Source organism: Flammeovirga pacifica (assembly GCF_000807855.2).
GTDB classification, from domain to species: domain Bacteria; phylum Bacteroidota; class Bacteroidia; order Cytophagales; family Flammeovirgaceae; genus Flammeovirga; species Flammeovirga pacifica.
The window spans coordinates 3,068,577-3,083,678 of record NZ_JRYR02000001.1 but is presented as its reverse complement, the minus strand read 5'-3'; the positions used below and the strand labels follow the sequence as shown (position 1 = coordinate 3,083,678).

At 27.9% G+C, this 15,102-nt stretch carries 13 protein-coding genes; 11 read left to right on the top strand and 2 right to left on the bottom strand.

Features of this window, described 5'->3' with window-relative positions; genetic code table 11:
• Positions 1-11 precede the first annotated feature (11 nt).
• From rfbB to NH26_RS11980, 11 genes are all read left to right on the top strand, one after another.
• A complete protein-coding gene (rfbB, locus tag NH26_RS12030) occupies positions 12-1,019 on the top strand; it encodes a dTDP-glucose 4,6-dehydratase (protein ID WP_044224070.1) in 1,008 nt (335 codons plus the stop codon).
• Positions 1,020-1,199: 180 nt separating this feature from the next.
• The gene (locus tag NH26_RS12025; RefSeq protein WP_044224071.1) at positions 1,200-2,555 is read left to right on the top strand and encodes a Coenzyme F420 hydrogenase/dehydrogenase, beta subunit C-terminal domain; all 1,356 of its coding nucleotides are present in this window, start codon (positions 1,200-1,202) and stop codon (positions 2,553-2,555) included.
• On the top strand, positions 2,552-3,889 hold the full coding sequence (locus NH26_RS12020) for an oligosaccharide flippase family protein (protein WP_044224073.1): 1,338 nt from the start codon (positions 2,552-2,554) through the stop codon (positions 3,887-3,889). Before NH26_RS12025 ends, NH26_RS12020 begins: the two co-directional genes overlap by 4 nt.
• A gap of 2 nt (positions 3,890-3,891) precedes the next feature.
• Positions 3,892-5,157 (top strand): polysaccharide pyruvyl transferase family protein, encoded by a 1,266-nt coding sequence (locus NH26_RS12015; RefSeq protein ID WP_044224074.1) that lies wholly within the window; start codon positions 3,892-3,894, stop codon positions 5,155-5,157.
• Complete coding sequence (locus NH26_RS12010) at positions 5,157-5,927, top strand: polysaccharide deacetylase family protein (protein ID WP_044224076.1); 771 nt, start codon at positions 5,157-5,159, stop codon at positions 5,925-5,927. Before NH26_RS12015 ends, NH26_RS12010 begins: the two co-directional genes overlap by 1 nt.
• The gene (locus tag NH26_RS12005; RefSeq protein ID WP_044224077.1) at positions 5,908-6,807 is read left to right on the top strand and encodes a GNAT family N-acetyltransferase; all 900 of its coding nucleotides are present in this window, start codon (positions 5,908-5,910) and stop codon (positions 6,805-6,807) included. Before NH26_RS12010 ends, NH26_RS12005 begins: the two co-directional genes overlap by 20 nt.
• Positions 6,808-6,809: 2 nt before the next feature.
• Positions 6,810-8,060 carry a hypothetical protein gene (locus tag NH26_RS12000; RefSeq protein WP_044224079.1) on the top strand — a complete coding sequence of 417 codons (1,251 nt, stop codon included), beginning with the start codon at positions 6,810-6,812 and terminating at the stop codon, positions 8,058-8,060.
• Positions 8,060-9,139, top strand: coding sequence for a glycosyltransferase family 4 protein (locus NH26_RS11995; protein ID WP_044224080.1), 1,080 nt, complete (start codon positions 8,060-8,062; stop codon positions 9,137-9,139). The genes NH26_RS12000 and NH26_RS11995 overlap by 1 nt, the downstream gene beginning before the upstream one ends.
• Entirely contained in the window at positions 9,136-10,401 is a 1,266-nt protein-coding gene (locus NH26_RS11990; RefSeq protein ID WP_044224082.1) for an O-antigen ligase family protein, read from the top strand. Before NH26_RS11995 ends, NH26_RS11990 begins: the two co-directional genes overlap by 4 nt.
• Positions 10,364-11,470, top strand: a complete 1,107-nt coding sequence (locus tag NH26_RS11985; protein ID WP_044224084.1) for a DUF1972 domain-containing protein — start codon at positions 10,364-10,366, stop codon at positions 11,468-11,470. Before NH26_RS11990 ends, NH26_RS11985 begins: the two co-directional genes overlap by 38 nt.
• A 26-nt stretch (positions 11,471-11,496) precedes the next feature.
• Positions 11,497-12,879 carry an undecaprenyl-phosphate glucose phosphotransferase gene (locus NH26_RS11980; RefSeq protein WP_044224085.1) on the top strand — a complete coding sequence of 461 codons (1,383 nt, stop codon included), beginning with the start codon at positions 11,497-11,499 and terminating at the stop codon, positions 12,877-12,879.
• A gap of 74 nt (positions 12,880-12,953) precedes the next feature.
• Here the strand turns inward: NH26_RS11980 and NH26_RS11975 are convergent, their stop codons facing one another.
• Complete coding sequence (locus tag NH26_RS11975) at positions 12,954-13,199, bottom strand: F0F1 ATP synthase subunit epsilon (RefSeq protein ID WP_044224087.1); 246 nt, start codon at positions 13,197-13,199, stop codon at positions 12,954-12,956.
• A 104-nt stretch (positions 13,200-13,303) separates the two neighbouring features.
• Positions 13,304-14,818 carry a F0F1 ATP synthase subunit beta gene (atpD, locus tag NH26_RS11970; RefSeq protein WP_044224088.1) on the bottom strand — a complete coding sequence of 505 codons (1,515 nt, stop codon included), beginning with the start codon at positions 14,816-14,818 and terminating at the stop codon, positions 13,304-13,306.
• Between the last annotated feature and the right edge of the window lie 284 nt (positions 14,819-15,102).

The following is a 15,102-nucleotide window of genomic DNA, read 5'->3' as shown; positions in this document are numbered from 1 at the left end:
AAAAATATTATATGTCTTCTATTCTAATCACAGGAGGAGCCGGTTTTATAGGTTCTAATTTTGTTCCTTATTTTTTAGAGAAATATCAAAATTATCATTTGATAAACTTGGATAAATTGACTTACGCAGGTGATTTATCAAATTTATCAGAAATAAAAGAAAATCATTCTAGATATACTTTTGTTGAAGGAGATATTTGTGATAGAAATTTGATTGAAGAGTTATTTAATAAATATGATATCAAAGGAGTTATTCATTTTGCTGCTGAATCTCATGTAGATAATTCAATTACAGGACCTGAAGCATTTATCCAAACAAATGTTCACGGTACATTTGTGTTAATTGATGTAGCTAGAAAATATTGGATGAATGCTCCTTTTGAGTATAAAAAAGAATATGAAGATTGTAGATTTCATCATATTTCTACTGATGAAGTTTACGGTACATTAGGAGAAACAGGATTGTTTACTGAAGAAACACCATATGCTCCTAACTCACCATACAGTGCTTCTAAAGCATCATCTGATATGATTGTAAGGTCTTACTTTCACACTTATGGTATGAATGTAGTTACCACTAATTGTTCTAACAATTATGGTCCTAAACAACATAAGGAGAAGCTTATTCCTACCATCATCAGAAAAGCTTTAGCACAAGAACCTATCCCAATATATGGAGACGGGAAAAATATTAGAGATTGGTTGTATGTATTAGATCACTGTAAAGGTATAGATTTAGTATACCATACTGGTAATGAGGGAGAAACATACAATATTGGGGGTAGAAATGAAAGAGATAATCTATACATAGTAGATAAGATTTGTAGTATCCTAGATATTAAACAACCGTTAACTAATGGTAACTCCTATAAAGAGTTGATTACTTTTGTAAAAGATCGTCCTGGTCATGATAGACGATATGCGATTGATGCAACAAAAATCGAAAATAAGTTGGGTTGGAAAGCAGATGAGGATTTTGAAAGTGGGATTGTGAAAACTGTTGATTATTATATTAGATAATTACTAACTTTTAAAACACTGAATAAAAATTGAAATTCCTTTTTTAACACGGCATGATTTATACCTAACTTGTAATGTTATTATAATTGATTTACTATTAATGTAGTAAAACATAAAAGATTAGTGAATTTAATCTTTTAGATTAGGAAGTTTTGGAATTTAAAAATAGGTGAAGGAGTAATGAAAAGTAATATAAGTGAGGTAATAGACAATAATTATTGTGTAGGTTGTGGAGCATGTTCAGTAGTTAATAATAAATTATCAATGATTTTTGATAATGAAGGGAAATATATACCAGCTGATATAAATAATTTGGAAGGAGCTGAACTAGAAAAATTAGATTTAGTTTGTCCTTTTTCTTCGAAAACTAAAAATGAAACGGTTTTATCTGAAGAATTATTTAGAAATAATAAACACTTTGATTCTGACTTGGGTCATTATGAAGCTTTATTTGCAAGTAGTGTAAATGAAAAAGAATATCGAATCAAAGGTAGTTCTGGAGGTATTGGTACTTGGATATTGGCAGAACTTAAAAGTAAAAACCTAATTGATGGAGTAATTCATATTAAGGAATCAAATAAAGAAAACAAGCTTTTTGAATATGGACTATCATCAAGTTTAGATGAGATTTCTAAAGGAGCAAGCTCTCGATATTACCCTGTTGAAATATCTGATATATTGAATTCTATAAGGGATAAGCAAGGGACATTTGTTATTACTGCAATTCCTTGTGTAGCAAAAGCAATAAGAAATATTTGTAGGGTAGATAAAGAGTTGAATGATAAAATAAAATATATTGTTGGTATATTTTGTGGACATATGAAATCTACTAAATATGCTGATTTACTTGCACTAGAAAGCGGGATTAATCCTTACAATGAAAATGGTTATAATATTAATTTTAGAGTAAAGAAAAAAGGACATAATTCTGATGATTATTTCACGAAAATTCAACAAGACTCTAACATAAAAATAACAAGAAATAAAGATTTTATTAGTACTAATTGGGGATTAGGTTTAATGAAACTGAAAGCTTGTGATTATTGTGATGATGTAACAGCGGAAACAGCAGATATAACTATTGGAGATGCTTGGTTAAGAAAATATACTTCTGATTACAGAGGAACAAATGTATTAGTTGTAAGAAATCAAGAATTATTACAATTATTACAAAATGCTAGAAATGAAGGTAGAATCGAATTAGAAAAGCTAAGTAGAAACGATGTATATAATTCACAAGCTGGTGGTTTTCGACATAAAAAAGAAGGCTTGTCATATAGATTACATTTACTTGAAACTGATAAGAAATGGTACCCAATAAAAAGAGTTTCACCATCAAATAAAATATCAGAAAAACGTAAAAATGTGATTAACTTAAGAATGAAACTTCAAGAAAAATCAATAAATCAAAATTTAGAAGGAATGTCATTTGACGATTTTATTTCAGAAATGAGTCTATTAATAAATGAACATAAAAAACTAACAAAGCCTTCAATGATTGAGCAATTAAAAAGAGTAATCAAAAAGGTACTATGAAAAATAGCTTTTTACTAGTATCATCAAAAATAATAGAAAAATTATCAATTTTTATTTTCTTGTCTTTATTAGCAAGAGTGTCTGTAGAAGATCTAGGAGAATTTAATTATAATTTTTCTTTTTTATCTATAATTTTTATTCTTTTTAATTTCGGTGGTGAGTTTTATTCTATTAAAAAAGTTAATGAACAAGACGATAATTTACTCCAACTTTTTATTTTAAAAACAACAGTTTATTCGTTGTTTTTTGTGTTTTTTTATCTGAATAATGATCTTTTAATTCTAATATTATCATTTAGTTTTTACTTGGATAGTATTATCTCATTAATTCGAACTAAATGTTATTTAGAAAAAAAATTTAGAAATGATGTAGTTTTTTCTACTATTGAGAGATTAATATTTATAGTTTTAATTGTCATAAATGTAACATTTTTTGAAAATGTTTTATTGTTTTACATAGCATTTGTGATAAGTAAAATTGTGTATATTATAATATTCTTGATTAAAAATCATAATGCTTATCTATATAAATCAATAAAATTTAAACAATTAATTAAACTGTTTAAAGAAAGTTTTTCATATATTTTTCATAGTTTATTAGTTGTTTTATTTGTTCAGGTTGATGTGTTAATGATTGAAGAGTATCTTGATATTAAAGAAGTAGCATATTATACATCTGCAACAAGAATATTTTTTGCATCATTAATTATTTCTGAAGTTTTAGGGAAACAGTATTATCCACTTATCGTAAAGAATTTTCAAGATTTTAAGGGTAGTGTTAATAATATTGAGATTATTTTATTATCAATTGGTTTCCTTATTAGTGCCTTTGTATTAAACTTTTCAGATTATATAATAAATATCCTTTTTGGAAATGAATTACATCCTTCAATTGTAATATTGCAGATTCTATCCTCTGTAATTATGATTAGGTATATTATGTCAGTTAGTTCAAATATTATATCTGCATCAAAGTTTAATAAGCTAAAAGTATATGTATCTATGCTTTGTTTAATACTTAATGTAACGTTAAACTATTTAGTTATACCTGTATATGGGATAATAGGAGCTACGTTAACTACATTTCTTACTGAGTTTATTTTAATGTTATCATATATTTATATACGAAAAGTATATTGTAAATGCAATTTTGAATTATTTAATGCATCGATAATATTTATATCTATCTTATATTTTATAAATCTATATTTAATATTGTTTTATAGTGAAATTATGACAATAGAAGTTAGATTTGTTTGTTTGTTATTATGTACTTCAATTGTTGGAGTAGTTTTTAAAAAGAGGTTAAAAAGATTTGTTGATTTAATAAAATAAAAATGAAAAATATTGTTTTGATTGATGCTTTCAGTACACTTCATGTTGGAAATGGAGTATTGTTAGATCAAAGTATTAAAGTTTTTGATGATCTTTTAGGTGAAAATAATTACAAAAAGAAGATTTTAACTAAAGATTTAAAAACAAATAGTCTTAGATATGATAGTTCTGAATTACTAGAGTCATACTTTGGTACCTTTTGGGAAGGTAAATCATTTTTACCAAAACTCATTTGGATTATTACGACTACAATTGAATTTATCCTTCTTTATATTAATAACAAAACATTTAGAATTTCCCCAAAAAAAATAGTTTTTTCAAAAAAGAGGGCTCATATAATATCTATAATTCAGAAAGCAGATGTTTGTGCTAGTATTAATGGAGAAATGATTAATGATACTTTCAAAAATAGGAGTATTTTTTGGTTATTCTTTTTTTGGCTTATCACTGATGTATTAAATAAGAAATTAGTGTTATTTCCTCAAAGTTACGGTCCTTTAAAAGATGGACTATTTAAAAGGGTGGTAAAAAGAGTTTTAGATAATGCTAACCTTGTTGTTGCAAGAGATTTACCTTCTTACAATTTAATGAAAGGTTTATTAAATGAGGGGCAAGAAGTTGTGTATTCTCCAGACGTAGGATTCATGCAAACTACAAATAGTATGCATATAGACATAAAAAAATATTTTACAGAGTCTAATGATAAGAAAATTATTGGAGTTACTATTTCTAAGATAGTAAATGAAATCAACTATAATGTGGATTATTATTCAGAAATTTTAAACTCTCTAATTGAATCTTTTGATGTAGATAGTTATAAATTTTTAATTATGCCTTCAAATTATATTCACAATGGAAAAAGTAATGATTATTTAATATGTGAAAGACTTTATAATGATTTAAGGACAAAATCATTCGAAGTGAATATCCTTGAAAATAAAATTTTCTTCCCAGATGAATATCAATCATTACAAAAGCAGTTAAATATATTTATCACAACAAGAATGCATGTTGGTATTATTAGTACTTCAGCTTACGTTCCTACTATTTCGATAAATACTCAACATAAAATAAGAGGGTACATGACAAATATTCAAATGCAAGATTATTGCATTGATCTGGATAAAATGTCTAATATGACGTCAGTAATAAAAAAAATTAAAGAAAATAGAGATCGTGTTATAGAAACTTTGAAGCATAGTAATGATAAAATGTTATTAGAAATGACTGAATTCAAACAAAAATTAATGAAAAATATTGAAGGTTAATGAATAATATAATAGTAAGATTACTAAATATAGTTCTTCCAAAGAATTTTAAAAGAATTATTTGCCTTCATAGTATAAGTAATAACTACTTTTCATTATCAAAGTTTAAAGCTTTAGTGAAAGTATTAAAATTATTAGATATCACTTTTTTATCATTAGATGATATAATGAATAATAATTTACCAGGAAGATTTATTTCATTTACTTTTGATGATGGTTATAAGGATAATATTGAGACTCTTATGCCATTTTTGATCAATGAAAAAATTCCTTCTCTAATATTTATATGTCCATATCTATTAAATAGAGGATATGATATTGATTTAATTAGTGAGAAAAAGTTATATGAAGCCAAGCTAGCAACTGAAACAGATATTAAATTGTGGTTGGATAATAATTTTGCTATTGGTTATCATACTCTTAATCATGTAGATTTATTTGACGCATCTGATGATGAAATAAAGAATGATATCGAGGTAGGAATTAAATATCTTGAACAAAAATTTGATTATAAAGTAAATAATTTTGCATATCCATTTGGGCATTTACCAAAAAATAGGGAACTTTTATTTAATTTGTTAGAAAAAAATAAAGTCACTTATGCTTATACTGTAATATGGGGAGATATTAATTTTGAATCAACCCCTTACTTAATTAATAGAGTGTGTATAGGTGATTTTGATTCTTTATATAAAGCTACATTAAAAGCGGTAGGAGTTTTAGATTTTTATTTTAAAATGAAACACGCAAATGAAAAAAATAGAATATAGTTACTGTAATTCAAATGATTTAAATGTTGAAGACATTAAAGAAATTATTGAATTATTGAATTGTGTTTTTACTGATCCATTAATGCCATTTACTTATAAATGGTTTAAATGGAAGTTTATTCAAAATCCATTTGGACCTTCATTTTGTTTTATAGCTAAAAATAATGGATCAATCATTGGAGTTAGATTTCTATGGGCTTGGCAATTTCATGCAGAAAATCGGGCAAATTGTTATTATCAAGCTGTAGATTCTGCTGTTAGTAAAAAGTTTAGGGGGCAAGGTATATTTAAAAAACTAAACCAAATGATAATCGACTTTGCTAATGAAAAGAAATATTTTATTTATAATTTCCCAAATGAAAACTCTTATCCCATTTATAAAAAAATGGGATGGATAGATTTAATTGAAAATACCTATTGGGAAATATTTCCAACTGTACCCTTTTTTAATTTAGGTTATAAATACTTATTCAAAAACTTTAAGACAAAAAATAATATTATTTCGACAAATTGGTCTGATAATATTATTCAATGGAGGTTTATTGATCACCCTTATTTTAATTACAATTTATATAAAATCAATAATTCTTCAATTTGTATAGTTTACCAAATACATAAAGGAATAATAAATAGAGTAGAAATAATCTTAAAACCATTAGAAATAAATTATTTTGAATTCAAACAATTTATTAAGCATTTAAAAAAAACTATTGGATATTTCTTTTTGATCCAATATACTTCATCTATTAATTTTGGAGTGAATAATTGGTCTTTTAGAATTAGAAAAAAATCTAGATTAAATTATGTATTAAAGGAATATACTGGTTCTGAAAATAAATATCAATTCTTTTTACAAAAAGCCGATATGGACTGTTATTAATTATGATTGATTTCCTATTTAAAATATATATAATTTTAGTTTTTTTTTCTGTTAATGTAGGTTTATTTCAAAATACATTTTTATCATTTTGTGATGAGGTATTATTGGGGTTATCAATAATAATAAACTTTATTTTTTACCCAAAAGTAAAAGGAGGCAAACAATTTATATTTTTTTTGATAATATATTTAGCTTTTTGTACTGTTAATTTCTTTATTAGCCCTTTTTCAACAAATATAATATTTATGTATTTACAGGCTTTTATTAATATAAAAGCTTTCATTATTATCTACGCTGGATTAATTTTATTTACCTTAAATAAGAGTGATTACTTTGCCAACAAAATAGATTTAGCCTTTAGACTATCTCTGAAATTAACAGTTATATTTTTAATAATAAATTTTGTTTTAGGTGAGAATTGGAATACAATAGTAGGTCATAAAATTGCATTTAGAGACGGATTTTTAAGAAAAATAGGACACTTTGGAGTTGGAGCTTATCTGGCATACACTTTAGTTTTTCTAATAATCACCTATATATTTATTAATAATAAGAAAACGTTAAAAAAGTATCATGTATTGATAATACCTTTTTTGTTGATATTTCTTTATATTTTATCAGAGCTTTTAACTTACAGAAAAATTATTTTAATTCTATTACCCGTAACTTGGTTTATTATTTTTGATTTATCCCTAAGAAATAAAGCTTTTATATATTGTTTAATACCCTTTTCATTAATTGTAATTTCTAGTCTTATATTTCATTCTGATTTACCAATAATAGAAAATTCCTTACAAGATTTATCGAAGTATACTACTACAGGACATAAATATATAAGGGGGTTAATGGTTTATCATGGTTTTGAATTAGCAAACACTTTTTTTCCATTCGGGACATCTACAGGTACATATGGAACAGTACTTTCAATAAAAGGTGAAAGTACTGTTTATGCTTATGTGGGACTTCAAAGGTGGGTTGAATTAGATAACGTTGGAATATACGATGCAGTATTAGGTTCATTAATAGGGGAATTAGGTTATTTAGGAATTATATGTTTTTATTTAGTACTACATTCTTTTTATAGAACATTTATATTGGAACTTGAGACAACTCAGCTATCTTTATTTAAAATCCTTTATTGGTATGCAATAATATCTACTTTAATAGGGCCATTTATTCAATCAGGTCCTGGAAGTGGAATTTTCGCATTGTGTGTATTGTATTTAATTAATAGAAGAGACAAAGAAAAATAATGAAGATTTATTTAATTTCTAATATGTACCCATCAGAGGATTATCCTTCATTTGGTATTTTTGTAAAGAATATTGAAGAAAATTTAAAAGAATTAGGAGTTGAAGTTTCAGAATCATCTTTAATCAAAGGTAGACTAATAGGTATGTCAAGTAAAATACTAACTTATTTGAAGTTATACATTGATATTATTTTAAAAGGTTTGTTTTCTAGTTATGATTTGATTTATGCTCATTATCCGACACATATTGCTATTCCCGTTTTATTAATTTCACTAATTAGATCTAAAAAAGTTTGTATTAATGCTCATGGAGATGATCTAATTCCTAATAAAAAAATCACAAAGTTTTTATACAAATTCATAAAAATTTTATTAAAAAGATCTTCATTAATTATTGTTCCATCTAATTATTTAAAATCTGAACTAATAAAGAATAGTAGTGATTTACAAGATAAGATATTTGTATCACCTTCAGGTGGCATTGATATGGATTTATTTTCAAATAAAGAAATAAATTCAAATAATGATTCAGATATATTAGAGATAATTTGTGTAAGTAGAATTGTACAAGGAAAAGGGTGGGATGTTTTGTTAAGAGCAATGAGTATTTTAAAGCAAGAGGGATTGAAATTTTCATGTACTTATATAGGTGATGGAGATGATAGAAATATCTTTTTAAAAATGATTGATGAATTAAATATAAATGGAGAAGTAAACTATTTAGGAGAAAAGGATCAAGATAAACTTCCTCAATATTTAAATAATAAGGATGTTTTTATTTTTCCAACGGAGTTAAATGAGGGGTTAGGATTAGTAGGTGTTGAAGCACTTGCAATGAATTTACCTGTTATTGGTTCAAGAATAGGAGGGTTGTTAGATTTTATAGATGATGGTGAAAATGGGTATTTTTTTAAACCTGGAGATCATAATGACTTAGTTTTAGTTATTAATAAGTTTGTAAATTTAACGCAAGATGAAAAATTAAATATGTCTAAAAATGCATTTTTAAAAGCAAAAAAATATGATAAAAAAATTATTAGTCCTAGTCTTTTAAATATTCTTGATGCTCAAATAAAATGAATATAAATATAAATTTCAGTCTCAAAAACAATGAAAATAAAATATACTTATTATTTATTTTACTTTTCATTTCGTTACCATTACCTATATTATATTCTAATATTATTATTTATTCTGTAAGTTTTTTACTAATAATTAATGGTATTAGAAATTATAAATCTATTGATTTTTATCATCCAGGATTTTTATTTATTTTTTATTTCCTTCTCCTTTGTTTAAACTTACTTCAAGTCCAAGAAATTGAAAAATATGGTATTAGAAGAATAGATACATCATTACCTTTTTTGATAATCCCTTTAGTTTTTGTATTAAATAATTTTTTTTTGAAAATAAGTAATAATAAAATTATAGAAATATTAAGAGTTTTCTCTGCTTTTATTAGCGGATTTGTAGTTATATGTTCTATTGCTTCAATTTATAAATTTATTACTTCAGAATATTTAATTTCAAATTTATTTTACAATAACTATGTATCAATTTTATCAGACTTTTCACCTGTATATTTTGGTATGTATGTTTGTTTTTCTTTTGTAGTTTTATTTATATATCCATTTTCCAATAAACTATTAAACAACTTTTTATTATCTATATTATCAATAGGAATTATACAGACATTTTCTAGAATAAACCTATTGTTCTTTCTTTTATTTTTAATTTTGAATATAAAATCATTTAAAGTATGGTTAATTATATTTTTTTCAATATTTATATCATTATTTTTTTTATTCGAATCTAATTTATGGAATGAGAGAGTAGAATCTGTAAAAAAATCTATAACAAAGTCACATTATATATTGACTACAGAACAATTTGACCCGCAACAAAATATTTCAGGAGAAGAATTAAGGATATTACATTTGAGAGTTTTTCTTGAAAACATAAATTCAGTGAAGACTCTGTTGATTGGTAACGGTACTGGTATGAACGAACATACTCTTGCAGAAAAATCATTTAAGTATAAAAGAGAAATGACACCTCACAAAACAAAGTATCCTTATCATGAATTTAATTTTCACAATTCATATCTAGAAATAATTTTTGAATTAGGTTTAATTGGAGTTTTTCCTTTTATTTTTTATTTCAAAAAATTACTTAATCAGAGATGTAAATTAAATATTTATTTTGTTTCTTTAATATTAATTATATCATTGACAGAATCGATTTTAATGAGACAAAAAGGGGTTGTTTTTGTCGTTTTTATCAGTTCTTTTTTATTTCTTTTAAATGAAAATAGCAATATTAGGTACAAGAGGTGTTCCTAACAATCATGGAGGATTTGAACAGTTTGCAGAGTATTTATCAAAATATTTAGTCGAAAAAGGTCATGATACTTATGTATATAACTCTCATGATCATCCTTATCAAAAAACTGAATGGAAAGGGGTTAAAATACTTCATAAATATGATCCAGAATATAAGATAGGAACAGCAGGCCAATTTATTTATGACTTTAATTGTATTAAAGATGCTCGTAACAGGGATTTTGATATTATTTTACAGTTGGGATATACAAGTAGTTCTATTTGGGGGTGGTATTTACCTAAAAAGTCTATCATCATTACTAATATGGATGGCTTAGAATGGAAAAGAAGTAAATACTCACCGAAAGTACGTAAATTTTTAGTGTATGCTGAAAGTTTAGCAATTAAGACAAGTGATTATCTTGTATCTGATTCTATTGGTATTCAAGAGTATATTAAAAATAAATATCATAAAGAGTCAAAATATATAGCTTATGGTGCTAACTTATTTCAAAATCCAAGTTCTAGTATATTAGCGGAATATAAGATAAAAGAGTATAACTATAATATGCTAATTGCCAGGTTAGAACCTGAAAATAGTATTGAAGTGATTTTAGATGGAGTAAATGATTCAGACTCAAAATATCCATTTTTAGTAGTTGGTAAACATGATACTGAATACGGTGAATATTTAAAAAATAAATTTAAAAGTAATAAAAGGATTAGATTTTTAGGAGGTATTTATAATATTGACTCATTAAATAATCTTAGATATTATTCTAATATTTATTTTCATGGCCATACTGTTGGGGGGACAAACCCTTCATTATTGGAAGCAATGGCTTCAAATTCGTTAATATGCGCAAATGATAATATTTTTAATCGAGCAATATTACAAAACGATTCACTCTATTTTACTAATAGTGAAAATGTAACTGAAATAATAAACAAAATACAGAAGGTAGATTTTGTTAAGCTATTGGAGAACAACAATCATAAAATTATTAATGAATTTGATTGGAATATCATTAATAAGCATTATCTAGACTATATGGATGATTGTTTTCAAAAAGGGAAAATATTTAATTAAATTTACGCCATCAAGACATTAATAGAATGACTGGCAAATCAAAATACCTACAACCATTCAACTTTCTAGCGGATATACTTCTTTTTAATTTAGCATTTATATCAGCAGTTTGGTTGAAATTTAATAGACTAGAGCCCCCTCTTGAACAGGAGGCTTATACCATGCTTTGGATTTTTTCAAATCTTGCATGGGTGATTATTGCTATATCAATAAAACCTCATAGATATCATAGAACTGAACGAGTTTCAAAAGTTTTAAGAAGTTATGCTTATTCTATAGTTTGGCACGGAATGGCTATTTCAACATTTGTTGTAGGTATCAAGTTTGGCAGAGTTTCAAGAGAATTTTTATTGAATTTATATCTTATTTGGACTCCTCTTCTATTTGCAACTAAAATCATTGGTATATATTTAATGCGTATGTACCGTCGTCAAGGTTTTAGTTATAAAAATGTGGTTGTTCTAGGATATGGTCCATTAGCAATAGAGCTAAGGAAGTTTTTTAGAGTTCATCCAGAATTTGGTTTTAGGTTTTTAGGCTTTTTTGATGATACATCTGAAGAAATGTATGTTGAAGGACAGCTTAAAGATTTTAAAGCATTTGCTATAGATAGAGACGTTAATGAGGTTTATTGTTGTATTCCTTATATCAATTATGAGCTAATAAGAGATTTAATTGATTGGGGGGAAAGTCATATGATTAAAGTAAAATTAATTACTGACTTTAGAGGTTTTGCATCAAAAGGTATTACACTAGATCGTTATGATGAAATTCCGGTCTTGGATGTTTCTCCAGTACCTCTTGATGATCAACAAAACCAATTAATTAAAAGAGGTTTTGATGTGGTATTCTCATTTACTGTAATACTTTTAATGATGTCTTGGTTAACTCCATTAATGGCCTTAATCATTAAACTTGAATCAAAAGGCCCTGTATTTTTTAAACAAAAAAGGACAGGTAAAGACGGTAGATCGTTTTGGTGTTACAAGTTTAGATCAATGGCTGTTAATACAGAGTCTGATGCCACACAGGCAACAAAAGGTGATATGAGAGTTACTAAAGTGGGTGCATTTATACGTAAAACTTCCGTAGATGAACTTCCTCAGTTTTTTAATGTATTTCTAGGTTCAATGTCAGTAGTTGGTCCTAGGCCACATATGTTGCGTCATACAGAGGAATACTCTCAGAAAGTAGAAAAGTTTATGGCTAGACATTTGGTAAAACCTGGTATCACAGGATTAGCACAAGCAAGAGGATATAGAGGAGAGACAGAAAATGATCCTTATGCAATGAAGGGTAGAGTTAAGCTAGATCGTTTTTATGTGAATAACTGGTCCATGTGGTTTGATGTACAAATAATATTAGATACAGTTATGGGAATAGTAAAGGGTGATGAAAAAGCCTATTAAGTTCTGTAATGATAAAAAAATAAGACCCCAATGTTTTTAAACATTGGGGTCTTATTTTTTTATCGGACAATTCTTTACCCAACAACCGCCTCAGCTAAAATAACCAATTTGTTGTCAAGCATTTCTATTGTTCCGCCATCGATAGTGAACGTAGTAAGTTCAGCACCATTAGCAATTCTAACATCACCTTTAGTAAGACTTGAGATGATATTGGCGTGTCGATCAAGCATTTCGAATTCACCGTTAATACCGGGAACTTTTACACCTGAAGCTTCGCCTTCGAAATATTTTTTATCTGGAGTAAGTAATTCTACAAACATGATTCTTTGAATTAAGAATTAATAATTTGATACTTAATTAAAAAGGCGAGAACCCGAGCTTTGCCCAAGACTCTCGCCTTATATTATTCACTTGAGAAGTTGGACTAAGCGTTCTTAGCAGCCTCTGCAAGCATTTTTTCTCCTCTTTCTACAGCTTCCTCGATTTTACCTACGAACATGAAGGCAGCCTCTGGAAGGTGATCCCACTTACCATCTAAGATTTCGTTGAAACCTTTGATAGTATCTTTAATGTCTACAATTAGACCTGGGATACCTGAGAATTGTTCTGCTACGTGGAAAGGTTGAGATAAGTAACGTTGCACACGACGAGCACGTGCTACTACTTGCTTATCTTCTTCAGAAAGTTCATCCATACCAAGGATCGCGATAATATCTTGAAGTTCCTTGTAACGTTGGATTGTTTCTTTTACACGTTGTGCAGTATTGTAATGCTCATCACCCAAAATATCTGGGCTTAAGATACGTGAAGAAGACTCTAGAGGATCCACACCTGGGAAGATACCTAAAGATGTAATCTTACGTGAAAGTACTGTTTGTGCATCTAAGTGGGCGAATGTTGTCGCTGGAGCAGGGTCAGTTAAATCATCGGCAGGTACATATACCGCTTGTACCGATGTAATTGATCCTCTCTTAGTCGAAGTAATACGCTCTTGCATTGCACCCATTTCAGTTGCAAGCGTTGGTTGGTAACCTACCGCTGATGGCATACGACCTAGAAGGGCTGATACCTCTGAACCTGCTTGAGTGAAACGGAAAATATTATCAACGAAGAATAAGATATCACGTCCTTCTCCTTGTCCTTCACCATCACGGAAGTATTCTGCGATAGTAAGACCAGAAAGAGCTACACGAGCACGAGCACCTGGAGGTTCGTTCATCTGACCGAATACCAATGTTGCTTGTGAAGTTTCTAATTCTTCTTTGTTTACTTTTGAAAGGTCCCATCCACCTTTCTCCATGTCCTCTTCGAATTCTTTGCCGTATTTAATTACGCCAGATTCGATCATTTCACGAAGAAGGTCGTTCCCCTCACGAGTACGCTCACCAACACCAGCAAAAACTGAGATACCTGAGTATACTTTTGCAATGTTGTTGATCAACTCCATGATCAATACAGTTTTACCTACACCGGCACCACCGAAAAGACCAATCTTACCACCTTTAGTATAAGGCTCTAATAAGTCGATTACTTTAATACCTGTGTATAAAACTTCTGTTGAAGTTGCTAACTGATCGAAAGCTGGAGCAGAACGGTGAATTGGTAGTGAAGTCTTACCAGATGGTTGATCCATACCGTCGATCGCTTCTCCAACTACGTTGAATAGACGACCTCTAACTTCATTTCCTGTAGGCATCGCAATTGGTGCCCCACTATCGTGACAATCAGCTCCACGCTGAAGTCCTTCTGTACCGTCCATAGCTACTGTACGAACGCGCTCTTCGCCAAGGTGTTGTTGAACTTCCAATACGATCTCTTGACCGTTGGATTTTTTCACTTTCAAAGCGTTATAGATCGCAGGTAACTTTGACCCTTCTGCTTCGAAGCTTACGTCAACTACTGGTCCAATGACTGAGGTAACCTTACCGATATTTGACATCTTGGAATTATATTATATATATCAATGAATTCAGACATAGAGACTTTGAAGTTAATAACCTCAAAGACTACATTTAATTGCAAAACTAAAATTCTAATAATTGTTTCCAAAGATAATTGACAAATTAAGAGCCGAATTTGTGTTTTAATTACAATTTTTACCTTATTGAACACTTTTTTATGTCTTTTTTGATAAAAAATATACCCAAAAGGAGGATAAAAATCATTGATTACTGTTAAAAAGTATTTCTGAATCAAAATTATGATGTATGTTTGATGAGTAAC

Bases quoted from the DNA above. Each gene is read 5' to 3' on its own strand.
- rfbB (WP_044224070.1), top strand. From the start codon at position 12: ATGTCTTCTATTCTAATCACAGGAGGAGCCGGTTTTATAGGTTCTAAT.
- NH26_RS12025 (WP_044224071.1), top strand. From the start codon at position 1,200: ATGAAAAGTAATATAAGTGAGGTAATAGACAATAATTATTGTGTAGGT.
- NH26_RS12020 (WP_044224073.1), top strand. From the start codon at position 2,552: ATGAAAAATAGCTTTTTACTAGTATCATCAAAAATAATAGAAAAATTA.
- NH26_RS12015 (WP_044224074.1), top strand. From the start codon at position 3,892: ATGAAAAATATTGTTTTGATTGATGCTTTCAGTACACTTCATGTTGGA.
- NH26_RS12010 (WP_044224076.1), top strand. From the start codon at position 5,157: ATGAATAATATAATAGTAAGATTACTAAATATAGTTCTTCCAAAGAAT.
- NH26_RS12005 (WP_044224077.1), top strand. From the start codon at position 5,908: ATGAAAAAAATAGAATATAGTTACTGTAATTCAAATGATTTAAATGTT.
- NH26_RS12000 (WP_044224079.1), top strand. From the start codon at position 6,810: ATGATTGATTTCCTATTTAAAATATATATAATTTTAGTTTTTTTTTCT.
- NH26_RS11995 (WP_044224080.1), top strand. From the start codon at position 8,060: ATGAAGATTTATTTAATTTCTAATATGTACCCATCAGAGGATTATCCT.
- NH26_RS11990 (WP_044224082.1), top strand. From the start codon at position 9,136: ATGAATATAAATATAAATTTCAGTCTCAAAAACAATGAAAATAAAATA.
- NH26_RS11985 (WP_044224084.1), top strand. From the start codon at position 10,364: ATGAAAATAGCAATATTAGGTACAAGAGGTGTTCCTAACAATCATGGA.
- NH26_RS11980 (WP_044224085.1), top strand. From the start codon at position 11,497: ATGACTGGCAAATCAAAATACCTACAACCATTCAACTTTCTAGCGGAT.
- NH26_RS11975 (WP_044224087.1), bottom strand. From the start codon at position 13,199: ATGTTTGTAGAATTACTTACTCCAGATAAAAAATATTTCGAAGGCGAA.
- atpD (WP_044224088.1), bottom strand. From the start codon at position 14,818: ATGTCAAATATCGGTAAGGTTACCTCAGTCATTGGACCAGTAGTTGAC.